General features: G+C 50.9%; 21 protein-coding genes and 1 riboswitch. Of the genes, 1 reads left to right on the plus strand and 20 read right to left on the minus strand.

Annotation, left to right across the window (positions count from 1 at the left end):
* Positions 1-3: 3 nt before the first annotated feature.
* The 18 genes from modB to AC2TDN_RS05235 all read right to left on the minus strand — a co-directional run bounded on the left by modB (position 4) and on the right by AC2TDN_RS05235 (position 20,758).
* A complete protein-coding gene (gene modB, locus AC2TDN_RS05150; protein WP_484687217.1) occupies positions 4-666 on the minus strand; it encodes a molybdate ABC transporter permease subunit in 663 nt (220 codons plus the stop codon).
* A gap of 48 nt (positions 667-714) precedes the next feature.
* Positions 715-2,799: a HelD family protein gene (locus AC2TDN_RS05155; RefSeq protein ID WP_484687218.1), complete on the minus strand. Its 2,085-nt coding sequence runs from the start codon at positions 2,797-2,799 to the stop codon at positions 715-717.
* Between the two features lie 82 nt (positions 2,800-2,881).
* On the minus strand, positions 2,882-3,172 hold the full coding sequence (locus AC2TDN_RS05160) for a DUF1294 domain-containing protein (protein WP_484687219.1): 291 nt from the start codon (positions 3,170-3,172) through the stop codon (positions 2,882-2,884).
* 64 nt (positions 3,173-3,236) lie between these two features.
* Complete coding sequence (hrpB, locus tag AC2TDN_RS05165) at positions 3,237-5,774, minus strand: ATP-dependent helicase HrpB (protein ID WP_484687220.1); 2,538 nt, start codon at positions 5,772-5,774, stop codon at positions 3,237-3,239.
* Between the two features lie 27 nt (positions 5,775-5,801).
* A complete protein-coding gene (locus tag AC2TDN_RS05170; RefSeq protein WP_482065422.1) occupies positions 5,802-6,626 on the minus strand; it encodes a hypothetical protein in 825 nt (274 codons plus the stop codon).
* Between the two features lie 25 nt (positions 6,627-6,651).
* A complete protein-coding gene (gene corA, locus AC2TDN_RS05175; protein ID WP_484687221.1) occupies positions 6,652-7,602 on the minus strand; it encodes a magnesium/cobalt transporter CorA in 951 nt (316 codons plus the stop codon).
* Between the two features lie 195 nt (positions 7,603-7,797).
* On the minus strand, positions 7,798-9,816 hold the full coding sequence (locus AC2TDN_RS05180; protein ID WP_484687222.1) for a methyl-accepting chemotaxis protein: 2,019 nt from the start codon (positions 9,814-9,816) through the stop codon (positions 7,798-7,800).
* Between the two features lie 744 nt (positions 9,817-10,560).
* Positions 10,561-11,004 carry a GNAT family N-acetyltransferase gene (locus tag AC2TDN_RS05185; protein ID WP_484687223.1) on the minus strand — a complete coding sequence of 148 codons (444 nt, stop codon included), beginning with the start codon at positions 11,002-11,004 and terminating at the stop codon, positions 10,561-10,563.
* Between the two features lie 29 nt (positions 11,005-11,033).
* A complete protein-coding gene (locus tag AC2TDN_RS05190) occupies positions 11,034-11,744 on the minus strand; it encodes an adenosylcobinamide amidohydrolase (RefSeq protein WP_482065426.1) in 711 nt (236 codons plus the stop codon).
* Complete coding sequence (locus tag AC2TDN_RS05195) at positions 11,741-13,354, minus strand: cobyric acid synthase (protein WP_484687224.1); 1,614 nt, start codon at positions 13,352-13,354, stop codon at positions 11,741-11,743. Before AC2TDN_RS05195 ends, AC2TDN_RS05190 begins: the two co-directional genes overlap by 4 nt.
* Positions 13,351-14,448 (minus strand): threonine-phosphate decarboxylase CobD, encoded by a 1,098-nt coding sequence (gene cobD / locus AC2TDN_RS05200; protein WP_484687225.1) that lies wholly within the window; start codon positions 14,446-14,448, stop codon positions 13,351-13,353. Before cobD ends, AC2TDN_RS05195 begins: the two co-directional genes overlap by 4 nt.
* A 21-nt stretch (positions 14,449-14,469) precedes the next feature.
* On the minus strand, positions 14,470-15,282 hold the full coding sequence (cobS, locus tag AC2TDN_RS05205; RefSeq protein WP_484687226.1) for an adenosylcobinamide-GDP ribazoletransferase: 813 nt from the start codon (positions 15,280-15,282) through the stop codon (positions 14,470-14,472).
* Complete coding sequence (cbiB, locus tag AC2TDN_RS05210; protein ID WP_484687379.1) at positions 15,264-16,244, minus strand: adenosylcobinamide-phosphate synthase CbiB; 981 nt, start codon at positions 16,242-16,244, stop codon at positions 15,264-15,266. The genes cobS and cbiB overlap by 19 nt, the downstream gene beginning before the upstream one ends.
* Positions 16,244-16,831, minus strand: coding sequence for a bifunctional adenosylcobinamide kinase/adenosylcobinamide-phosphate guanylyltransferase (gene cobU, locus AC2TDN_RS05215; protein ID WP_484687227.1), 588 nt, complete (start codon positions 16,829-16,831; stop codon positions 16,244-16,246). The genes cbiB and cobU overlap by 1 nt, the downstream gene beginning before the upstream one ends.
* A gap of 10 nt (positions 16,832-16,841) precedes the next feature.
* A complete protein-coding gene (gene cobT, locus AC2TDN_RS05220) occupies positions 16,842-17,912 on the minus strand; it encodes a nicotinate-nucleotide--dimethylbenzimidazole phosphoribosyltransferase (RefSeq protein ID WP_484687228.1) in 1,071 nt (356 codons plus the stop codon).
* A gap of 2 nt (positions 17,913-17,914) precedes the next feature.
* The gene (locus AC2TDN_RS05225) at positions 17,915-18,727 is read right to left on the minus strand and encodes a heme ABC transporter ATP-binding protein (protein WP_484687229.1); all 813 of its coding nucleotides are present in this window, start codon (positions 18,725-18,727) and stop codon (positions 17,915-17,917) included.
* A complete protein-coding gene (locus AC2TDN_RS05230) occupies positions 18,724-19,725 on the minus strand; it encodes a FecCD family ABC transporter permease (RefSeq protein ID WP_484687230.1) in 1,002 nt (333 codons plus the stop codon). Before AC2TDN_RS05230 ends, AC2TDN_RS05225 begins: the two co-directional genes overlap by 4 nt.
* A gap of 40 nt (positions 19,726-19,765) precedes the next feature.
* The gene (locus AC2TDN_RS05235; RefSeq protein WP_484687231.1) at positions 19,766-20,758 is read right to left on the minus strand and encodes an ABC transporter substrate-binding protein; all 993 of its coding nucleotides are present in this window, start codon (positions 20,756-20,758) and stop codon (positions 19,766-19,768) included.
* 148 nt (positions 20,759-20,906) lie between these two features.
* A riboswitch (cobalamin riboswitch) is annotated at positions 20,907-21,060 on the minus strand.
* Positions 21,061-21,287: 227 nt separating this feature from the next.
* Here AC2TDN_RS05235 and AC2TDN_RS05240 point away from each other — a divergent pair.
* Positions 21,288-21,731: a FixH family protein gene (locus tag AC2TDN_RS05240; RefSeq protein ID WP_484687232.1), complete on the plus strand. Its 444-nt coding sequence runs from the start codon at positions 21,288-21,290 to the stop codon at positions 21,729-21,731.
* A gap of 5 nt (positions 21,732-21,736) precedes the next feature.
* Here AC2TDN_RS05240 and AC2TDN_RS05245 read toward each other — a convergent pair whose 3' ends face one another.
* Both AC2TDN_RS05245 and AC2TDN_RS05250 read right to left on the minus strand, forming a co-directional pair.
* A complete protein-coding gene (locus AC2TDN_RS05245) occupies positions 21,737-22,423 on the minus strand; it encodes a sulfite exporter TauE/SafE family protein (RefSeq protein WP_484687233.1) in 687 nt (228 codons plus the stop codon).
* A complete protein-coding gene (locus AC2TDN_RS05250) occupies positions 22,420-24,714 on the minus strand; it encodes a heavy metal translocating P-type ATPase (RefSeq protein WP_484687234.1) in 2,295 nt (764 codons plus the stop codon). The genes AC2TDN_RS05245 and AC2TDN_RS05250 overlap by 4 nt, the downstream gene beginning before the upstream one ends.
* Positions 24,715-24,757: the final 43 nt, after the last annotated feature.

Consider the following 24,757-nt stretch of genomic DNA (forward strand, 5'->3'; position numbering starts at 1 on the left):
ACATTATTGTTCCAATTTCCGCCCCGTAAACAGAAGCATGACAAAGGAAAAAGCGATGATCGCAATCGTCCAAGCCCATGCCATCCCGGTATCGCCTGTCTCCACTGCAATGTAAATAGCGGTCGGAACCGTTTGCGTACGCCCGGGAATATTGCCAGCAATCATTAAGGTTGCGCCAAACTCGCCGATGCTTCTCGCAAATCCAAGCAAGTACGCAGTTTTCAGTGAATGCTTGGCTAGCGGCAGCGTAATAAAGCGCAGCACCTGCAGCTCGCTTCCGCCAGCGGAGCGTGCCGAATCCTCCAAATGCCGGTCTACGGAAAGAAAGCCGACCTTCATCGACTGGTAAACGAGCGGAAACGCAACAATGACCGCCGCGATAATCGCGGCGATCCATGAGAAAACGATGGGCTGAGCAAATAACCATTCATAGGCCTGTCCGATCCAGCTTCCACGTCCAAGCAAAAGAAGCAGAATGAAGCCAACAACGGTTGGAGGCAAAACGAGCGGCAGCATAAATATCGTTTCTATGATGCTTTTTCCCTTAAAGGAATGCTGCGTCATGAAGCGAGCGGCCAGCATTCCAATTATAGCAACTATGATGCTTGCAAATAGTGATACTTTTAAAGAAAGCACTACTGGCGGCAGCCATACGTCCCAATTCATGTCGCAAGCCTCCGGTTAGACGTTATAATGCTCCCTATTATATCGAAGTTAGGCGTATTCGCCCAGCAAAGATGTGAGATTTCCGCGGTAAAACAGCTTTAACATATGCAAAGCACGCGTACAGCCGACATAGAGCAGCTTCGCATCAAGCGGCGTATAAGCAGTATCGCTTGCATCGGCAATCAGCACCGCATCGAATTCCAGTCCTTTCGATAAATAGACCGGAACGACCGACAAGCCGCCGCCATAAGCGGGCTGCTTGCTTTGCACAAGCGATGCGTCCAAGCCGCGATCAGTCAAATGCCGATAAATGTCCTCGCATTCTAGCGCCGTACGGCCGATGACAGAGATCGTTTCGTATTCGCCCTTTGCTTGCCAATCCCGAACGGTTGCTTCAAGCGAAGCAAGCCATTTCTCGCTCGCAATCGGCTCTGCTGTCACGGCATCGCCGCTGCGGAATACAGGTACGGCAGGCTTCACGCCGCCGGTCATGCTGCCTAATATTTTGTTAGCGAATTCGATAATTTCCATCGTCGAGCGATAGCTTCGATTCAGCTCATAGAAGCCGATCTGCTCCTCTTCGAACAGCGCGGTCAGCTCAGACCAGCTTTGCACGCCGGTATAAGCATGAATGCCTTGCTGCAGATCGCCTAGCACGGTCATCGATGCCGTTCTTTGGCAGAGACGCAGCACTTCAAGCTGAAAGGGAGAATAATCCTGCGCTTCGTCAATGACGATATGATCGAATGCCTGCTTCGGCAATCCGAACAGCTGGAGCTGGATATACGCTAGCGGCGCCAAATCCTCGGCGGCAGCGATGCCCTTTTTGAGCCGATCCGCCGTAGCAGCTGCAATGGGCTTCGGAATGCCGCCTGCGAGCTGTTTGCCGCTGAAGAGAGATGCATAGAGCTGGACGGATGTATAGGCCGGAATTTTTTTTGTAAAGCTGTTAAACTTGGCGAGCGCCTTCGCCCGTATCTTCTTATCGACGATTCCCTTCATCTTCAGCTCCGACTCGAACCAGCGTCTGATCCGGCTAACGAGCCGATCGCGCTTCTTCATAAGCGTCTCATCGCCATAATCGGTTTCGTACCATTCGCGCATGAGCACCGGAGACAGCTCAAGGCCGTCAATCGGCACAAATGACGCAATCGGTACGATTCGCTGCTCGAAATCGGCTATCCTCTCGTCGACGATAGCTTTAAAAGCCAAATTGCCTTTAAAGCGACCGGAAGCATGCTCGATCTCATCAGCGGTCCGACGCTCTTCGAACCAGTAAGCCATCGCTTCAGAAGGATCGCTGACCGTTATCGTCTTCTCCAGCAGCTCCAGCGACCAATCGCTAAAGGTCGTCTGCTGAATGTCTCCGACGCCAAGCTCTGGCAGCACGCCGGATATGTAGTCGAGAAACATGCGGTTTGGCGCGAAAATAATCATCCGTTCCGCCCGCATCCGATCGGCATATTGGTAGAGAAGGAAGGCAAGGCGGTGCAGCGCTACGGTCGTTTTACCGCTTCCCGCTACCCCTTGAATAAACAAGGCCTTGTTGCGATCGGCACGGATGATTCTGTCCTGCTCGCCCTGTATCGTCGAGACGATATCCCGCAGTTTATTATCCTTGTTCTCGCCAAGCCGATATAATAGAAATTCGTCAGTGACCGAGCCTTCCTCCTGGCCTCGCACGTAGCTGTCGACCAAACGGACAATCTCGCCCTGACGAATCATGAAATTCCGCTTTAAATGAACATAGCCTTCAATCTCTCCATCAGGCGATTCATAGGATGCAGGCGCCTCGCCGCCTGTGAAGGAATAAAACACGCTGGCTGCCGGAGCGCGCCAGTCGATAACGAGCAGCTCGTTGCTGCCTTGCTTGGCGACGCCTGCTTTTCCAATATATAATGGCTTCTGCTCGCTGGCAGGCAGCTCCTGAAAATCGATGCGGCCAAAATAAGGCTCACGCTTCGAAATTTCAAGCCGCAGTCTCCGTTCCTCTTGCTGCAAATCGAGCATTTGCTCCGTAAAATCGTCCCCTTTGTAGCGCGGGCCGATGGCTTGAAGCTGAGCTATGATGTCACGCAATGATTCGGTTAATCGTTCTTGCTCATCTTGATAGGCACTTTGAACGGTCGTCATGTCAGTTACCTCCTAAGTTTTGGATGGCTGGAAAATAAAAAAGAGAAGCCCCAATATACCATAGGACGGCTTCTCAAAGCAATCAAGAGTTTACGGTCATTCCAATGAGCCATACAGCTCCAATGATGAGCAATAAATGAAGTCCAAACAGAAAAGGAATGCCTATAGTAAAGGTGCGATGATTCGTTTTGTGACGCCAAGCTTTCATCGCAAGCCAAGTGCCTCCCGCGCCGCCGATCGCGCTTAGCAGAAACAGCCGTTTTTCCGGCACGCGCCTGCGCTGCTTCTTGGCACTCTTTTTATCAACGCCCATCAAGGCAAAGGTATAGCTGTTAATCAATAGCAAATAAACAATCAGTATATAAAAGGCCATAACCTCAAACCACATCCTCTCTGAAAAGAAGCTGCCTCATTCAAAGGGCTTCGGCCGAGAAACGTTACGTATTCCTCGGCTTCGCCCGATTCGTCGGTACGGCTGAATAGGGATCATCCGGCCAATAATGCTTCGGATAACGCCCCTTCAAATCCTTTTTCACTTCGAAATAAGCATTCTCCCAAAAGCTTCTTAAATCTTGCGTTACTTGGACTGGCCGCTGCGACGGCGACAATAAATGAAGCGTGACCGGCAGCCTCCCTCTCGCGAGCAGCGGAGTGTCCTTAAGACCGAACAGCTCCTGCAATCGAACCGCAAGCACCGGCAACTCCGGATTGCTGTAGTCAATCGGGATGCGCGAACCGCTTGGCACCGTGATGTGGGTCGGCACCTGCTCATCCAGCTCTTGCTTCTGCATCCAGCTGAGCTTGCCCTCCAGCAGCTGCAGCATCGGCAGTCTCTGCAAATCCGAACGGCTCTTCATCCCGTAGATATGAGGCTTCAACCATTGCTCAACCGATTCCAGCAACGCTTCGTCGGAAGCGTCCGGCCAATCCTCGCCTGCGAGAGCCATAAGCTTCATCCGAGCCTTAAGCTGCTGCGCCTGCTTGCTCATCGGCAGCATAACAAAGCCTGCATGTTTGATAGCCGCTATTAAAGCGTCCGCTACCTGATCTTCATTTGGCTTCTGCAAGATCGATTCTTTCAGCACGATGGAGCCTAGCCGAGCACGCTTCCTCGCTCTTACCGCTTGAGCCTCAGCATCCCACTCCACGACATCCTCGTTCGAGATATAGCTTCCCATATACTGCTCGATCATCGGCAGACTCAGCTCGGCAGCAAGCCGCATCCGGCTTTCTGTTCCGGCATCGTCCAGCTCGCAAGCGGCAAGGTACGGCGACCGCGATAACGGCTGCAGCTCAGGCAGCACCGCGCCTCTGCCGTTCGCCAATAAATAACGGCCGTCGCTGCGCCGCTGTGCGATACGGTCGGGGTATGCAAGGCCGAGTAGAACGCCAAGCGGTACTTGATTCCTGTTCTCCTCTGAGTTTTGAGCTGATGGCTGCTTCGAGACGAGCCGCTCCCATTGATCGGCTTGCGCCGCTATGCGGTAAGCGGCTCCGCTGCTAGGATGCTGCGCGCTGCCGCCATGCGAGGCGTTGCCCGCACCCGCAGCCCGACCAGTCAAGCGGCACAGCAGCTCTAAGCGCAGCTGGACATCCACATTGCGCTCCTGAGGAAGGAGATCACGCTCGCTTAACAAGGCTGCAACCTCGCATGCCACTCTGGCTGCTCCAAGTTCCGATGCCTGCAAAATCATGGCTCCAAGCCGCGGATGCAAACCAAATTGCGCCATCGCCTTGCCAGCTGCTGTCGGTTTCCCGCTGTCATCAGTCGCGTTCAACTGCCGAAGCAGCGCTTTGGCTTGCTCATAGGCAGCCGCGGGTGGCGGCGTTAGCCATTCGAGCTCTTGCGGATCTTCTATGCCCCAAATCGCCAGCTCTAGCGCAAGCGCTGCTAGATCCGCCTCCAGAAGCTCTGGCTTGCTTTGCTCAGGCAAATAAGGATGCTCAAGCTCCGTCCACAGCCGGTAGCAACTGCCAGGCGCTAGTCGACCCGCTCGGCCTCGGCGCTGGTCAGCCGACGCCGCAGAGACAGGCACCGTTTCCAGCCGCGTCATGCCCGTTCTCGGAGAAAAACGCGGCACGCGCATAAGGCCGCTGTCCACGACGATCTTAACGCCTTCGACCGTCAAGCTGGATTCCGCGATCGAGGTCGCAAGCACGATCTTTCGTTCTCCAGAAGCGCATGGCGCAACGGCTGCATCCTGTTTCTCCAGCGGCAAGCTGCCATGAAGCTCCTCAATCCGAACATCGGATGGAAGGCCTAATTCGATCAGCCTCCTTGCTGTGCGGCGTATTTCTCCGACGCCAGGCAAGAAAGCGAGCACATCCCCGTCATGTGCGCGAAGTGCTTCCATAATCGTCCTCGCCATAGGAGTCTCAATCGGTCCTGGAGTCCTAGCTGGCGCGTAATACGTCGCAACAGGGAATACGCGCCCTTCGCTGCGAATGATTGGGGCTCCGCCAAGCAGCTCGGCAATCGGCTCCGCTGCGAGCGTGGCTGACATGACGACTAAGCGCAGCTCCTCTCGCAGCAGTTGCTGAGACTGCATGCATAATGCAAGACCAAGATCGCCATGCAAATGACGTTCATGGAACTCGTCGAACACTATAGCTCCGACTTGTTCGAGCGCCGGGTCCTCTTGCAGCATGCGTGTGAGGACACCTTCGGTTACGACTTCGATGCGCGTTCGAGGGCCAACCCGCGAGTCGAGCCTAACGCGGTAGCCGACTGTCTCGCCTGCCTGCTCGCCTAGCGACTTCGCCATAAACTGCGCAGCGGAGCGCGCAGCCAGTCTGCGCGGCTCCAGCATGATGATCTTTTTGCCGGAGAGCCACGGCTGATCAAGCAGCGCAAGCGGAACGCGCGTCGTCTTCCCTGCTCCCGGCTCCGCCACAAGCACGGCATTGACGCCGCTGCGAAGCGATTCCAGCAGCTCAGGCAATACCGCATCAATCGGCAATTGCAGTTGCTTCATGCTGATAACTCCTTTACCTATCTCCATCTATTTCACAATTCGCAGCATTTGCACGACAGGCCTATTGTCGCCAGGCAAGGCTGCCTCTCTGCTGAATAGCTGCGAGGAGCCGTCTCCATCTAGAAAGATCCCGTCAACCAGCTTGCCGTCGCCAATACTGGACACAATCGCTTCCCGAAAAACGGCTAACGAGCCCTTCGTTTCACTCACGATGAGATATATGGCGCCCGCACTGTCGTACACTGCCGCCGAGCGCAGCCGATCATCATCAGGAAACGGCGCATTTTCATTTAACGTTTGCTGAACCCACTGATCGTCATTGCCGAGGCTCATGCTAATGCCGCCCTGCGCCCAGAATCGCGTATGATCCTTCACCTTCAGCTCGGAAGCATTGCTGGCAACCTGTACGCTCAAGGCATCCGAAGCGCCGTCCCACACCAGCGTTCCGCGCGCATATTTCACATTTTCATTCCCTGTTCCGAAATTGCCAATCTCCTTGTTAACCGGCAGACTGTCTACCATGCCTATGCTAAGCAGCTGATTGCCATAAAAAAATCCGCCGTTAATGCCTACCTTACCCGCAAGCGTAACGTTATTATTGATCGTCTCCAGCGTTACGAACGCAGGTTTCGTCTTCAACACATGAAGCTTTATCCCATTAGCGGACGTCTCTGAAAGATAGGTATAATGCAGGTTTTTCTCCGCAGCTAACGGATCAGCAGCCGTTTTGTTGCCAAGAGCCATTATCATGAAATAAAGCATAATTCCAAGTAAAGCTACGATCCCGACCAATATGCCGATAACCGCAAGCAGCTGTTTTTTGCTCATCCGAGCAGGCTCTTTCATTTCCATTTCTCGTAATTCTCCTTGCCTATTATCATTTAAACCAACCCTTTTTGCGGAACCATGCATACATGCCTACGCCAATGACGAGCATGACCGTAATGACGGCAAAATACCCCCATTCCCATTCGAGCTCAGGCATATTATGAAAATTCATGCCATAAATGCCTGCCAAAAACGTAAGCGGCATAAATATCGTCGTAATAACGGTAAGAGTCTTCATAATCGCATTCATCCGGTTCGAATTAAACGAGATGTAGCTGTCCCGCAGATCAGCCGTCATCTCTCTGCTTGAATCCATCATTTCGGACAGCTTCAGCAGATGGTCATAAATATCATGATAAAAGGCGAGGTATTGGCCCAGCCCTTCAATACGCTCCGAATTTGTCACTCGGTACAGCAAATCACGCATCGGCACGATTGTTTTGCGAAGCCTGAGCAGGCGGGAACGAATGTTGAAAATATCGCTCATCGCCGTCTTGCTTTGCATTTCGTCGCCTCCTATTTCCATATCGAGCAGTTGGTCCTCCAGCTCATGAACAGCAGGGAAATATTGATCCACCAGCTTGTCCATAACTAAATATGCCGCATATAGCTGGCCGTGATCACCTATCTTTGAGCTGCACATCAGCTTCGTTCTTGCTTCGTCAATTTCAGGGGATGGCTCATAATGAAAGGTTACAATAAATTGCGGACCAAGGAACATATTGATTTCGTTTACGGTCAATGTCTTCCGCTCAACCTCATGCAGCACGAAAAAATGCACATCATCGTAATGATCGATTTTGGGACGCTGCAGCAAATGGTAGCAATCCTCAATCGCCAGCGGATGGAAGTGAAAAAAGGAATCGAGCAGCCTGCATTCCTCTTCCTTTGGATCGCTGAAATCTACCCAATACCATTCAAGATCAGCGGACTTCAACTCTTCCATCGTCAAATCCGTCAACCATTCCTTTTGTTTCGTATAGCCAATAATCCGTATCACGGGATACGTCCTCCCATTCATCATACTAAGTAATTAATCATAGGTTGTTCAACTTATCCATTTTACATGAAATGAGCGTTGGTTTAATAGTTATTCAACTATTTTTTTGAATCTAGGGCTGTTCATTTCCCTAAAAAAAAGAATGCTGCCCCATAAAGAGAGACAGCATTTCATCATTTTTTTAAAAAAATGCAATTATTTCGTTTCGTTTTCGTCAATCTTAAACATTCGAATTTCTTCCTCAAGCCGTTCAGCCAGACCATTTAAATCGTCTGCGGATTGCATGATTCCTTCCATTACGTGCAATTGCTCTTTATAGGTTGATGCTGCAGATTGAATATGTGTGGCGGATTCCTCAGAAATGGAGGCCATATCATCAACTGTTGCAGTTACTTCCTCTACGCTTGCGGAAAGCTCTTCAGCGGTCGCAGAGACATCTTCAGCTTGGCTCGTGACAGATTGAGTGGCAAATACAATTTTACCAAGCGATTCACCTACTTGATTGACGACTTCTACGCTTTCTTGTACATCGCTTGAGTTTGCCGTCATAGAAGAAACCGCTATATCCACATAAGATTGTATTTCTTGAATCATCGTTAAAATCCGATCTGATGATGCCTTGGACTGTATGGCCAGATTTCGAATTTCAGAAGCAATAACCTGAAAGCCTTTCCCGTGCTCGCCTGCGCGACTAGCTTCAATCGAAGCATTCAACGATAAGATGTTCGTTTGATTCGAAATATCCGTAATAAACGAAGCAAATTTTCCGATCTCGGCAGATTTTGAATGCAAGATTAGAATAACTTCTTTTGTACTAAGAGTAGATGTCAGAAGGTTATTCATCTGTCCGATTACATTTTGAATATGATTCATGCCTGTTTGAAGCTGCGATAAGGTGTCATGAGAGGAGCTTGCTATATCGCCTATCGATTCTGCAATCCGCTGAACGCCATTAGCCATCTCGTTCAATGCAATGGCGCCTTGTTGGGCTCCTACCGCTTGTTGATTAGCCCCACTGCTAATTTCATCAATTTTATGGTAAAACACTTTCGCCGATTGCTGCGTAGCCGCAACATCTCCCTTAAGCTTTCTTCCAGAATCCGTTACTTCAGAGGAGACGTTTTGAATGCAAAACACCAGATGCCGCAATTGATCCAGCAGGTGATTCATTTCGGAAGAAAATCGTCCAATCTCATCTTTGCTTTTACTTTCGAACTCCTCCGTCAAATCTACGCGACCGTTAGCGAACATACTTTTAGTCTTGGCAGTCAAGCGGGTCATTTTACTTTTTACCAATAATACAGACAGTACCAACAGCACCAACATAATGATGACGAACATACACAAGTACTGGATTAAAATTTGCATGCGCTGTTCCGCAATGACCCCATCTGCTATCTGTTTGGAAATGGCAACCCGGACAGCTCCCCAATGCTTCCCTTCAAAATATAGAGGTGTTGAAATATCCCACATCGTAACAACTTTGCCATCTATCAATCTGGGATAGGTTTGTACTAACGGTTTAACTTTATCGGTGACTGCCGCTGCGTTGTAGCCTGTGACATCGTTAAATATTCGGTTTGCCCTATATTTTTGACTTAAAAGCCCCACGCTGCCCCACTTATCCTTGGATTCATCGCCAACTGGGCTATACACCGTATTATGCGTTGGGATGTAACCCGCAGATTCCTTCTTGTTCGAGAAAAAAACGGGGAGCGCGAACACAACGGTCTCGCTTCTCAAATAACTGTCGATTATGCCTTGCCAACGCTGATCCGTATAGTCATCAAATACGCTTTCGTACTTTAATTCATACTTCCATAAAGGAATTTCAGAACCGTCATACAAGGTTTGCTTTGCAGCCGCATATTCCGGGTCCTTTAGACGGGTTTGGGCTGCCTTCTCACTTTCGGGTATTAATGACAGCCTATCGTCAAATAACATACCTTTCAACTGATCACCTGAGATATATTTGCCGTCTTTAAGCGTAACGCCGTTGCTCAAATCTTGCTGGGTAATGCTTTCAATCGTTCCCGCAAGCGATAATGTAAGACTGATTCCCTTGTCCATAAATTGCGAATTAATAGGAGCACTTACTTGGCCATACCGCCACACAAACAAGGTGGCAAATAAAGCAAGCATGAAAAGACCTGTTATCCACATAAACTTCCCTGTTATTGACTGAAACCCCAAAAACCTTGACAGCGATTTCATGGCATTCCCCCCCTGCACATAATTGGATTATCTCTTATATATTTGCAAGTGTAGTATATAATGAATCATTTTATATGTCGACATAATTCGACTCAAATATTTCAAGATTGTAAAAATAATAGAGTCAAAGGTATCAACTTATCTTCTTTAGCTTAAAAAATCGGAAGATTTCATCATATCAGCAGATGTAACATCGCTTTTTTTATACAGCATCATAGCCTATCAGGCATAAGAAAAAGGGGGTGTCTCAAAGGTTATCGACCTTTAAAGACAGCTTTTTGATTGCGCACAACCCGCCAATGGGGAAGGATGTGCGATTCGCCAACGGAATAGATCTAGAAATTAGATCTATTTCAAATAAATTAGGACGATTTACGGAATTAGGTCTAGAAAGTAGACTTATCATCGGCGCGCTACCCGCGAAATGGGCAAATAGTCGCTCCACTAGCGGAAATGAGTGTACCCTAAAAGCCATAGGCTTTTGGAGCACAATCTTCAATGCTTTAAAATCTGTAAAAAACAAAGAATGGAGGCACCACCCCACCTTCTTCGAAAGGAGGTTTCTATGTATATGCTTACCTAGTGAATGAAGTGCTTGAGGCATTGGTCAAGTACAGCGCGTATCGTAAGGGAAAATCGAAGAAGGGGCAGAGGGACATCAGTAAGCTCGACAATTGCCATTACGATAAGGAAGAAGATAAATGGACATGCGTTTTCACCTTGCAAGATGGTATACATGTTGCATCATTTCGTCAGCATCATCTGAGTATAATGGGGCATGAATCCAAACTTCAACCAGAAATTATAACCTCGCGGATTTGAGGCTAATACTTCTATCGTAACCTTAGCATCGCGGGGAAAGGAATGGTTGATTAAGTGATGTAATACGGTGCTGCCATAGCCTTTGCCGCGATGCTCGCTCATAATATAAAATTGCCTAAGGTATACAAATGATTCTTGCGGAAAATATTCATCAATCGTCAATCGGTAAACAGCATATCCTATGATCACTGTATCTATTTGAAAAACCTCAACTTCCCAATCACTAACTAGCCATCCACGCATCCTTTCTTCAAGCTGTTGGATGGACATCGGATTGCGACTGCCTTCATCTTGAATAAGCGTTTTATTCATTCGAGCGAGGAGGCTTGCATCTGAATCTGCTGCTTTCCGTATCAAAATATCCAATTTCCTCACCACCGAATCGGGTATTTTCTTTAGTCCTCGTGCTGCGTACGCGTTGCTTCAAGCACCGTCTCATAAACCGCTTCGCCGATGGTGCAGCCGATCGTTGTCGCTGCGCCTGCGTATGCGTGCACCGCATTCCAGCTATCCGCCTGGCTCACCGCTATGACGATAGCATCCGTCGTCGTTCCAGTTGCAGAGTTGCCGGTCTCCTTCTCGACGATGCCTAAGTGCTGGAGCGCGGCTGTCTTCGCTTCTGTCGCGGTTATGATGGCATTTACCATCGCAGACTCTGTCATCTGTCCATCGATCAAAAGTATCGTATTAATCGTACCCGGCGTGTAAGCGGAGAAGGTGCTGCGCGGCAAGCCTGCTCTTGCTGCATTTCGAGTGCCGACAGTCGTACAGCATAACAGCTTGAACTTATCACCTTCGAGCTCGGTTACAGAGGCGTGAGTCAGCTTCGCCGCAGTTAACAGACCAATCGTAAGTGCTGGATCATGGCCCCATGCCTCGCATTGCCGTATTATATCACGCACAGGATCATCGCATCGATAAGCGAGCGGCACCTTCCAGTTGACGATGCGGCTCGCATCGGAGAACCCTCCCGGATGAACGGCGCTGCTCAGCGCATACAGCTTCTCGGGAATGCTTGCTTCAATCCTGTCCTCCAGAAGCTCTAGCATTACTCCTGACCAGACGGCCGAGTCATAACGGTGTCCTTTGCGAAATGGCTGAGTCATCGCGCCTCCTCCTTCGACTGCCCAAGCAGCTCATATATAAGCGGCATATTAAGATAAAGGCAAGCATGCTCCGCTAAACGATCAAATGCCAATTCGCGTCTTTCTTGAAAACGCAGCTCAGCAGGTAAGCTGGCAAGCCCTTTGGATTCCCTCAATCCATTTAACCAATGCCTTCGAAAATCATCATTATGCAAAATGCCATGAATAAACGTTCCCCACAGCTTCCCGTCAGCCTTGCTTGCGCCTTCGGCAGCATACTCGGATGATGCTCCATCCTCAACCCCTGATTGATGTTCTCTGACTTGGAAAGGCTGATAATCGGAATCTTCATGCGAAAGCCATGCGATTTCACCCATATGAATCTCGTAACCCTCAATGGCAGAAGATAACGCATGTCCATGGAATCGGCTAGCGCCTTCGACGCGAACCGTTCTTTTCAGCTCCGTAAAGCGGACTTCGAATGGAAAAAAGCCCAGCCCCTCCGCTTCCTGAGTAGAAGATTCGATGCTCATCGGATCGTACAGCCGAGCGCCAAGCATCTCATATCCGCCGCAAATGCCAACTACAGCTCCGCCGCTATAAGCATGCTTCTGTACCCATTCGGCAAGACCTGTTTCCTTCAGCCATTCCAAATCCGCGATCGTGTTTTTGCTCCCGGGTAGGATGACGGCATCAGGACTGCCCCATTGACCTGCATGCTCGATATAGCGAAGCTGTACGTCCTTCTCGAAGCGCAGCGGGTCCATATCTGTAAAATTCGAAATCCGAGGCAGCCGGATGACAGCAATATCCAATTCTCGCTGCTGATCTGTCTCTTCCTTTGGGACGAGTGAGTGCTGCTTGCTAAGAGACAGCGAATCCTCATCCTCCAGCTCTAAGCCAGGCATATAAGGCATGACGCCTATTACGGGCTTGCCTGTACGCGCTTCCAGCCAATCCAGCCCAGGCTGAAGCAGCGATACATCGCCGCGAAACTTGTTTATAATAAAACCGCCTATGCGGTCTCGTTCTTCCTGCTCCAGCAGCTCAAGCGTACCGACAATAGAGGCAAATACGCCGCCACGATCAATATCGGCAACCAGAATGACGGGAGCTTCTGCCCAAGCTGCCATTCGCATATTGACGATATCTCGGTCCTTTAAATTAATTTCAGCCGGACTGCCTGCCCCTTCCAGGACGACAATATCATAGTCCTCCCGCAGACGCCGCAACGAGTCCTGCACAATAGCGCCAGCAGCAGGCAAATATTTTTCGCGGTATTCAGTCGCCTCATAGTCGCGAAGCGGTTTTCCGTGCACAACGACCTGCGATACCATTTCTCCAGTCGGCTTCAGCAGGATCGGATTCATATCTGTCGTCGCCAATATGCCGCATGCATCTGCCTGCATTCCTTGCGCGCGGCCTATTTCCTTGCCATCCCATGTCACATAGGAGTTCAGCGACATATTTTGCGATTTAAAAGGAGCCGTTCGCCAGCCATCATTTTTAAAAACTCTGCAAAGCGCAGCTGTTATTAAGCTTTTGCCTACATCCGATGCCGTACCTTGAATCATGATCGTGCGGCCTAGAGATTTTTGAGCGCCTGCTGCAAATTCATCAGCTATACTCATTTGCCACCACGATTTTGCAGCAAGCATTGTTTTAATGCCGCTACCAGTTGTTCGTTTTGCTTGCGAAGCTTAACGGAAACCCGAATATACGTATGATCTAGACCGGCGAATCTTGATGCATCACGTATAAGGATGCCAAGCTTGCCCATCTCGAGCTGAAGCATGCTGGCGCTTAGCTCAGCCTCACTCGGGATACGAATGAGCAAATAATTAGCCACGCTCGGATTAACAACAAAGCCGAGTGCTTGCAGCTCCTTAATGAGCCAAGGCCTCTCCTCATGCAGCCACATCATCGTTCTCTCCGCATAATCCGTCTCGTCAAGCACCGACTCGCCGATCAGCTGCGCGAGCGAATTGACGCTCCAAGGCACCTGCAACCGCCTTAAGCCGCTTAACGTTCTTGGCATGCCAACGATATAGCCAAGCCGAATGCCGGGGATGGAAAAAAACTTTGTCATCGAGCGGATCACAAACAATTTCTCATTCCTCGTTGCCTCCTGAACGAGACTGAATCGCGATTCCTCCGGGACAAAATCCATAAATGCCTCATCAACGACAACGTATGCCCCTTTACTCAGCAGCATGCGGATTAGTGCTGGATCAACAAGCTGACCTGTCGGATTATTAGGAGATCCAAGCATAAATAATGAACCTGTTGCTGCTGCTCCTCGAAGATGCTCCAATTCCAAATGCAATTCAAATTGATTTTCCGATGACAGCTTGATTTCATATACGGCCCCGCCGATTTTGCGGATAGCGTCCCCGTATTCGTCAAAGCATGGAATAGCAAGCGTCGTTAATTTAGGCTGCAGCGCGCGCACGATTAAATCGATCAATTCCGCTGCGCCGTTGCCAACAACAATGGATTGCTCATCAATTTGGTGCCGCTCAGCCAGCTTTCTTCTCAAACCGCGAACGGCAGGATCTGGATATTGCCCGATAATGTCCGCATAAGCCATTAGCGCTTGTTTTACACTTTCAGGGGGACCTAGCGGGTTCATGTTCGAGCTGAAATCAATAAATGATTGCGCTGCCATTCCGTAGGCTTCCTCCGCGGTCCTTAAATCGCCCCCATGTCCGTACCTCTCCAACATTTTCGAACCCAACTCCTTATGTTAGTAAGCTTGCATCCAAATAACCGCTGCAAAAAGCAGCACTGCTTCAATCGCTTCATTCATTGCCCCATATGTATCTCCGGTTAAACCGCCTAGCTTCCTGCTTAAGAAAGCCGCAAGCAAACTGCCGACGCTGCATGTAATCAAGGCTGCAAGCAGCAGATAGACTAGCGATATACTCAAATCTATGTTTGCGATCCACAAAATGATTCCCGTGCAAACTGCTGCCACGATCATAGAAGCAGCGGCATGTCTACCTTTAACCTCGTTAAATAATACCGCTATTCCTTCTCCATGCCGTGCAAACGTCCAGAAAGCGATAGCGGCGCTCATCCAAGCGCGACTCCAAATCGGGCCGATTACGAGCAGCGGCCAATACAGCTTTAACTGATCGGGTTCGAATAGTTCAACTAAGATGGACACTTTGAATAACAGCAGAAGCACAGCGGCAATGACGCCCATCGCTCCTACCCGGCTATCCTTCATGATTTCGAGCATGCGCTCGCGTGTACGATGACTCAGTACGCCATCTGCCGTATCCATCCAGCCGTCAAGATGCAACCCTCCGCTTAATGCTGTCCATAAGCCGAGCACGATAACAGCGCTTGGCCACGCCGGCGCGAATAAAGTGAGCACCCAAGAGAACGCTGCGAGACAGAGGCCGATTAGAGCTCCTGCAAGCGGAAAATAGACGACACTCCGCGACAGAACCGCTCCTTGAAAAGGAACAGTCAACGGAACCGGAAATCGCGTTAAAAATTGTAAGGCAGCGATAAGTGCTTGAGCTTGCAGCTTCAACTCACGACGAACCATACTGCAATCACTCCTATAAACAAAATAAAGCTAACGCTATACAGCAAGCGTACAGTATGTACAATATCATCCGGCTGCAATGAACGTGTTGGCCAGCCCATTCTCGCTCGTTCGCTTGATACGCCAAAATATATATTGGTACCGCCGAGCTCTATGCCTAGCGCGCCTGCTACCGCAGATTCCGGAATGCCGCTGTTTGGGCTGGGATGCAGATGCGCGAATGATCGAATCGCGCGCGCAGCTTGCCTTGCCTTCATTCGAGGCAAAAAAAAGGCCGAAATCGTAAGCATTACGCCTGTTAACCGAGCGGGAACAAAATTAAGCACATCGTCAGTCCGAGCCGAGCACCAGCCAAAATCGGCATACTTCTCATTCCGATAGCCGACCATCGAATCCAGCGTATTTGCTGCGCGGTAAAGCATTGCCAGCGGAGCGCCGCCGATTAAGGCGAATAATAGCGGGGATACAAGCGCGTCTACCGTATTTTCCGCAACGGTCTCTACAGCAGCACGCGAAGCTTCCCGCTCGTCAAGCTTCCCGGTATCCCGTCCAACAATATATCCAACATACTTGCGCGCTTCATCCAGTCTGCCTTCCACTAATGGCCGATAAACGAGCATCGCCGCTTCCTTCAAGCCCTTAACAGCAAGTGTTGTCGAAATAAACCACGCGCTTGCCGCATAGCCAAGCCACGGATGCACAGCATCCGCTGCCCACACAAGCAGCCACATCGTTCCGCAGCTTATCATTAGCGTTGTAAAAGTGAGCACGACACCCAATAGCCTGACAGCAGCGGTTCGCCCTGGCAAGCGCTCAGGCGCTAGTAGACGCTCTAACAGCCGTATGAGCCGTCCAATCCATATGACAGGATGGGTCGGCCATTTCGGATCGCCAACGATCCAATCAATTACAATTGCCGCCGCTGCAAGCAGAAGCAGCTCCTTTATGGAGTATAGGATCATCATTGCTCCCACCTAAAAGCCTGCGATTTCAGCTCTATCGGAATACCGGCTGTCACGAGAAAGACGCGCTCACACAACGCTGCGACCCTCTGATTCAAGCGGCCAGCCTCGTCTCTAAATCGTCTGCCAAGCGGGTAAGCCGGGACGATGCCGTCCCCTACTTCATTAGTAACGATTAGAAGAGGGTGTGAATACCCCGCAATCGCTTTAAGCAGCTTCTCGATTTCGAGTTCAAGCCGATTTTCTTCCCATGCATGCTGCTCCACTTGCATCAGCCAGTTCGTCAGCCATAACGTTAAACAATCAAGCAGCACAACAGGCGGCTCTTGTCCATTGTGAAGCTCAGCGGTAAATTGCTCTTCCCATTGATTAAGCAGATCCGCTGCATTCCAGGCATCCTCAGCGGTCTTCCAGCTAAAGCCGGAGATGTCTCGGTCTGTTCGATGCTTCGTGATCCGCTCTCTCATCTCCTCATCATAGGGCTGGCAGGTTGCAAGATATAAGCCGCGTGCCGCAGACCGCATCGCATATTGCTCAGCGAAGCTGCTCTTGCCGCTCCGCGCGCCGCCGGTTACCAGTATTGCCATCAACCATCACCTAGCCTTTGGATACGCCTGCACTCTCGAAGGTTGCCATCTCCTGCATGAGAAGAAGCGCAGCGTCAATAAAATGAAAACATAATACAGCACCCGTACCTTCTCCAAGGCGCATCTCAAGCTGCATCATCGGCAGCAAGCCGATCGATTCAAGCAATCTTAAGTGGCCTTGCTCATGAGAGAGATGTGAGGCTATCATATATGGCATTGTCTGCTCGGCAATTCGTGATGCGACGAGCGCCGCAGCAGACGAAATATAGCCGTCGATTACGATCGGACAGCCGTTCGCCGCAGCTCCGATAATGACGCCAACGAGTCCAGCTATCTCCGCGCCGCCGACCTTGGCAAGCACATCAATTGGATCTGCATCAGCAGAATAAAGCTCATTAACGGCAATCGCGCGCTTTACGACCTCCACCTTGTTCAGCCAGCTCGAATCATTGATGCCGGTTCCTCGGCCAACGGATTCCTCGGGCGATAGCCCTGTCAGTACGGTTGTAAGCGCAGCGCTCGCCGTCGTATTGCCGATGCCCATCTCGCCCGTCGCAAACAATCGGCTGCCTTGCCGGTACTGCTCGTTCACAACATCAACGCCAACTATGATCGCTTGAATGGCTTCCTGACGAGTCATAGCCGCCTGCTTTGCCATATTGGCCGTGCCACGAACAACTTTGCGGCTTACGAGCCGTTCATGCTCCAAATCCGCATTCACGCCAATATCGACACAGACGACCTCCGCACCGGCTTGTCTCGCAAGCACATTTACAGCTGCTCCGCCGTTCAGGAAGTTTAGCACCATCTGCGGCGTAACCGCCTGTGGAAAAGCACTTACCCCTTCCTCGCAGACGCCGTGGTCGCCAGCCATCACAATGACTGATTTACGCGACAAGTCGGGCCATAAATGACCCGAGATGCCGGCTAGCTGGCTAGCGAGTGCTTCAAGCTTGCCAAGACTGCCAGGCGGCTTCGTCAATGAATCCGAGTGACGCAAAGCAAGCGCCGCAGCCTCATCGTTGAACGGTTTAATCTGTTTAATCGTTTCCATTAACGCTATGTACAAATTAGTTTCCATTGTTATAGCTCCTTCAAGCCAAGTCTGTCTGATTCGTTATTCCAATTTGGTTGAAGCATAATTTGCGGCACACCTGTAACGGGATGCGCGATGACAGCTGTTGTCGTTTCATAAACTCGTTCAATAAGTGAAGGCGTTAACACGGCATGCGGAATACCAGCCGCAGCAACCTTTCCTTGATGGAGCACGACGAGCTCATCGCAGTAAAGTGATGCCAAATTCAAATCATGAAGCACGGCGATCACCGTTAGCTCGCGCTCTTGCTGCCACGCTCTCACCGTATCCAGCAGCTGCACCTGAAAGCCAATATCCAAATAGGTTGTCGGCTCATCCAGCAAAATAATAGTCGGCTCCTGCGCCATCAGCTTAGCCAGCGCTACGCGCTGCCGTTCTCCGCCGCTAAGCTGATCCATTTTGCGATGCTCCAGCTCCTCAAGTCCCATCGCAGATAATGCTCTGTCAATGATCGGCTCGGAGTCCTGCTCTTCGCTGCCTAGCCAGTTCTGGAACGGATATCTTCCCATGCTGACGACCTCACGTACGGAGAATCCAACAGGCGGCAAGCCGCTTTGCTGAAGCACCGCCAGCTTCTTAGCCAGCTGCTTGCGCGGATATGAAGCGATATTTCGACCTGCGAGCAGCACTTCTCCTTGCTTTGGCTGATCGATACCCGACAACAACTGCAGAAGAGTTGATTTGCCGACGCCATTGGGACCAATAATACCGTACATGCGCCCTTTTTGAAAGGAGCAAGAAAGACCGTTCAGCACGGTCCTTCCCTGCACCGTTTGTACGATTTGATGAGCCTCTATCATATTGTCCCTCCTTGCTTCAGCTTCCGTCTATGCAGCAAATAAGCGAAGAAAGGCGCACCGATAAGCGCGGTAACGACACCAAGCGGAATTTCTTTGGGTGTCAATGCCATTCGCGCCAGCGTATCTGCCCACAGGACGAATATGCCGCCGCCGATTGCAGACAAAGGCGTGATCAAGCGATAGTCGGGGCCTACGAGCAGACGGATTAGATGCGGCACTACAAGCCCTACGAAGCCAATAACGCCAGATACGGAAACCGCTGCTGCGGTGAGCAGCGTCGAGCTGATTAAGACGATAAGCTTTGTCCGCTCGACACGAATGCCTAGATGCGCTGCATGCCGCTCGCCAAGCACAAATAAATTGAGCGGCTGGCCGTAAGCGAGGAGCAGCGGCATTCCAATAAGCAGAAACGGAATCATCATATAGACATTTTCCCAGCTTCGCATAGCAAGCGAGCCCATCAACCAGAACAAGATCTGATTGACAACACCCTCCGACATGGAAACCATGAATGAAACGAATGCGCCAAGAAAGGATTGGATAATGACTCCTGAGAGAATAAGCGTTTCAATATGCATGACGCCCTTGTTGCGCGAGAGCCAAAAAACGCCAAGCAGCGTAACGATTCCTGTACTGAAGGCAACGAGCGGTATCGTCCATATGCCAAGCACGGTCTGCAGTCCAAACAAGATCATAAATGCTGCTCCGACCGAGCTTCCAGAAGCGACGCCTAACGTATAAGGATCGGCCAGCGGATTGCGCAGCACGCCTTGGAAGCCGGTGCCCGCAAGCGCAAGGCATGCCCCAACGAGCACGGCGAGCAAAACGCGCGAGAGCCGGACTTGTGTCACGACAGCTATTTGTCCGGGTGAATACGAAGTAGGCTTATCCGCAAACCACGGCAGTTGATGAAGAAGTATCCCCCACACGTCACGCAAGGATATGCCAGCCGATCCAATTGATAGACTAACAACGATAGAAACAGCAAGAAGGAGCATAGCTGCTCCTCCATACCAAACTAATTTATAGGTCATTTGATTATTTTACGAGATCCGGGTGAATGACTTTAGCAAGCTCAAGCAACCCATCGGCAAGACGTGGTCCAACGCGCACGAGCGGATCCTCCGTCACCGCATGCATGTGCTTATTTTTCACCGCATCGATGACATCCCAGCCTGGACGGCTTTCGATACCAGCAACGATTGGATTCGGGTCCTCCTTCAAAGCAGGATATACAATAAATGCAGGATTTTGTTTTACAACTTCCTCAGCGCTAACCTCGTACCAGCCAGGCGATGCGGCTGCAATATTGATGCCGCCTGCAAGCGTCAGGAGCTCGTCGAGGAAAGTGCCTGAACCAACTGTCCAGCCTGGTGAAAACTCGAGGTATACTTTCTTCTTCTCCGCGTCCTTCACTGCATCGGTAACCTGCTGCTTAACTTCACGCATATGGTCAGCAACGGCAGCCGCTTCCGTATGTTTATTCATAATATGACCTAAATTTTCGATTTTGGCAATAACGGCATCATAGGTAAGCGGATCTGTCGCGAACACCGGAATGTTCAATTCGCGGAGCTTCGTGATCGCTTCCGTATTCATCGACGGTGAAGCCAGCACAAGATCAGGGTCAAGCGCTGCTACTGCTTCAATGTTAGTCGTCATATCGCCTACTTTCGGCTTGGATGCAGCTTCCTCCGGATAGTTGCTATATTCATCAACCCCTACGACTTGCTCCCCAGAGCCAATGGCATAAATAGCTTCCGTCTCACTCGGTACAAGCGTAACGACCTTGGTCGGCGCTTGCTCGAACGTCATCTCCGTACCTGTATCATCCTTTATCGTTAGCGGATAACCAGATGATTCTTCCGATGGCGCCGGCTCATTCGCAGCAGCTTGCTCCGTATTAGCCGGTGTATTGCTAGCCTTGTTTTCAGTGTCATTGCTTGCTCCGCATGCTGCTGTGAATACGAGCATCATCGTTAACAGCAAGCCAAACAGAAGCTTCATCATATTGCGGTTCTTTCCGTTCATCTTGTTCTCCACCCCTAATTTTTTAATTCGTATAAAATAAAAAAAAGCATTTCCGGCAATTGTGCCAGAAATGCTCTTATACGCGCTCTAGTAAATAAACGAAGCGGCAGGCTTTCCAAAGCACGATCCCTAAGTCCACGTAGGTAAAAGTGTTATGTACAAACAGGCAGATTTTCTGACTTGGTCGTGACAGCGAGCGCTGGCTAGCTCCTGCTGCATTCCCTTACAGTGGCGGGTCCGTGCCGGATTCTCACCGGTCTTCCCTATTAAGCTTCAAGCAAGCGACTTCCAACAATCGATTGACCCATTGTCAGAAACTCTCCCATTAGCACCTATTTTTACGTATGAAATTATCAGATGTTAATATACACCGTCTCTCGGATTTTGTCCAACATTACTCGCTAAGCCAATCGGATCAACTCCCTCCGTTCTGCTCCTGACATTTCCCGCATAGGTAACGTAATATGCCTCTTTCATTATTAAAGCCGACAACGAATCTGTTTTATGCAAAAGGAGGTCCCTAGCCGACATGCAGCAACAGCATAAATCACAATCGCCGCTTTATAAATTCGTTTTCCTGCTCTTTGCCATTGTTCTTCTAGCTGGTATAACGCTAACTTGGCTCCGCCAGCGCGACAAAGCGCCTCCTCCTATTTCGGAGCATGCTTTCGAGAGCGGCCATGCCATTTGGTCGATCGCGCCTTATCCGGCCAAAGTGCTTCGCAGCAACAGCCTTCAAATCGAACTTGCCGATGACTCTGGTGCGGCCTTGCAGGGAGCCAGCTTATCCGTAAAGCTGGAAATGCTGGATATGGTTTGCGGGGATTATGCATTTAAAATGACCGAAGCTTCACCGGGCAAATATGAAGGTGAAGGCGTGCCGCTCATGGCTGGCACATGGAAGGCGACATTAAAGGTTGAGACAGAAACTCAAACCTATACCATCGTCAGATTGCTGAAGGCTGTTCATTAGACTGCTTACCATAGCCACGGGTTTATCGATGGAATCACGCCGTTGACAGCCAGCCCTCGCAAAATCGAAATGACGCCTACGGCAATCGCCGTCACCACACTCGCTTTGCGCATGAAGCGCCGCCATTTTTTGCTTGCAAAGGATGCAATGGACGCTGCAGCAGCTAGGGCAGGAAAGGTAGAGAGGCCAAACAAGGCCATCACAGCCGCTCCCTCGAGCCCCGAGCCGGTGGAGGCCGCTGTCATTTGCATCGCATATGTCAAGCCGCAGGGCAAGAAACCGAACGCGATACCAGTAGCAAGCAAATGCCCGGTTTCTTGATTCGCTGAGCGCTGTGCACCTCCTGCCAATCGCTTGTGGAGGAAGGTTGATAGTCGGTTCATGAAAGGCAGCTGAAACCTGCGCCATAGCCATAGCAGCAAGAAGCAGCCGCCGATAATGGACGCAAGCCCCTGTACGCCGGCAAGCTTGCCTGCCACATCAACAAAGGAGCCAACCGTTCCCATGACGGCACCTAACAGCGTATAGGACAAAATTCGTCCCGCATTATAGAGCAGCATCGATTTCTGTGTTGAAGCGGTAGAATTAAGCGACACGGCGGATACGATGCCTCCGCACATCCCGATGCAATGCGGAGCGCTGAACAATCCCGTCAAAATAATAAAGCCAACCTGCTGCCAAGTTATCGTCATTTGCTTGATCCAGCCTTGCGCCGAAGCTGACCGGAGAGCCGAAGCGCGTTAGCGACTACCGACACCGAGCTGAGCGCCATTGCCGTCCCTGCCATCCATGGCTCAAGCAGGCCAATTGCAGCAAAAGGAATAATGATCACATTATAAAGAAAGGCGAAGGTTAAGTTCTGTCTAACATTTCGAATTGTTAAGCGGCTGATTCTGATCGCCTCAGGGATAGCTTGCAGCCTTGAGAACAACAGCGTCATATGCCCAGCGCTCAGCGCCGCGTCCGTTCCTTCCCCCATCGCAAGCCCGACATCAGCAGCGGCCAATGCCGGCGCATCATTCCAGCCATCGCCCGCCATGGCTACCCGCTTTCCTCGCCGCTTGAGCTGCTCCACCAGCTCAACCTTGCTCTCTGGCAGCATGGAAGCATGTACGACTGTAATGCCTGCAGCTTTGGCCGCAGCAAGCGCGGGAGCCTCGTGATCACCGGTAGCGAGCAGCGATGCTACACCTAGCGACTTGAGCTCTTTTATAGTAGCTCTTGCATTTCCTTTAACCGTATCGCTAAACGCCATGACACCCACGCATTGCCCTTCCAACGCGGCATACAGCACCGTTTCGCCCGCCTCCTCACGCTGCTGCGCGAAAGCTGCTGCAGCACCGCTTACGCTCCAAGCACGTTCGGACGCAAATTTGGCATTGCCGACCGCGAAGCGCTGATCCTCAACAGTCGCTTCAACACCACCGCCTGGCGTAAACGCAAATTGGCTGGCTTCAGGAATAACGAGTCCCAGCTTCGTTGCTTCTCGAATTATAGCGATTGCCAATGGGTGAGCTGCTTCCGCTTCGGCAGCGGCTGCCATTCGGAGCAGTGAAGCGCGGCTTCCCTGTATCGCCAGCACTGCGCTAACCTGCGGCTTGCCTTCGGTCAATGTACCTGTCTTGTCAAAAATAATCGTTTGGATTCTCGCCAACCGCTCAAGCGCACCTGCTTCCTTCGAAATGATGCCTTGCTTGGCCAGCCTGCCCGACGCAATGACAAGCGAGATCGGCGCAGCTAAACCAAGCGCGCATGGACAAGCTGCCAACAAGACCGCAATGCCACATACGAATGCTTTGCTCCAATTCCCCGGCTCAAGGAATGCTCCCCACATCACGACCGTAGCGAGCGCAAAGATGAGCATAACCGGAACAAACCAGCTCGCAGCCGCATCGACATTGCGCTGAATCGCGGATTTAGAGCGCTGCGCTTGCCGGACAAGCTCCTGAATGCGGTTCAGCATCGTATCATGTCCCGCAGCCTTCGTACGGATGCGAAGCTGCGCGCTTTCGTTGCGGGTGCCTGCCCACACCGAATCTCCTTCACGCTTGGCGATCGGCAAGCTTTCTCCAGTGAGGAGCGATTCATCCATCGCTGACTGACCGCCGCTCACAATACCGTCAACAGGCACGACCTCGCCTGCTTGAACGATAACAATGTCGCCTGCCCGTACAAACTCCGTCTGAATGCGTACGACTTCCCCTGCCCGTTCAACCGCAGCCGTCTGGCTTTGCAGCTTGCCATAGCCTTCCGAGCCGTGCTGCGCTCGAAGCGAGGCTGAAACTTCAATATATTTGCCGAGCAGCACAGCCGTAATGACGACAGCCGACGTTTCAAAATAGAGCGGAGGCGAATGGGCAGCCGACTCTGCAAGCGGACGAAGCAAGCCGCTCTGAAAAACGGCATAATGGCTGTATAGATATGCGACGGTCGTGCCGATGACAACGAGAACATCCATATTTGCGCTTCGCTCGCGAACAGCATGATAAGCGCCAATATAAAACGGCAAACCGATCACGAACTGTATGATCGTAGCAAGCGCGAGCTGCAGCCATGGGAGCATTAGCCATGCCGGCATATGAGGCAGCAAGGGCTCCAGCAGCGGAATATGCTGTGCCATGCCCGTTAGCAGCGGCAGCGTGAGGATTAAAGAGACGACAAGTCTTAGCTTTAGGATCTTATGCTCCTTATGAAGTCCTTCCTTTGCCGTCTCATTTAAGAGCGCTGCAAATCCCAATTGTTTTACGCGCTCAGCAATCTGGGCGGCCCCGAGCACCCCGGGCTTAAACTGTACCCATGCCGTTCGAAGCGGGAAGCTGACTGCCGCCATTTGCACGCCATCCATTTTGCCGACAGCCTTCTCAATCCTTGCCGCGCAAGCAGAACAGCTCATCCCCTGCACCGCAAAATCTATCGTGACATCACGTTCTATTTCTTGATTCTGAATGTCATGCTCCAACCTCAGCACCTGCCTTCCATTCATCGCCGCTCATGCCTGTACCTCTCCCGTTAAACTATATGATGGG

It is taken from the genome of Paenibacillus sp. Y660 (assembly GCF_057221575.1).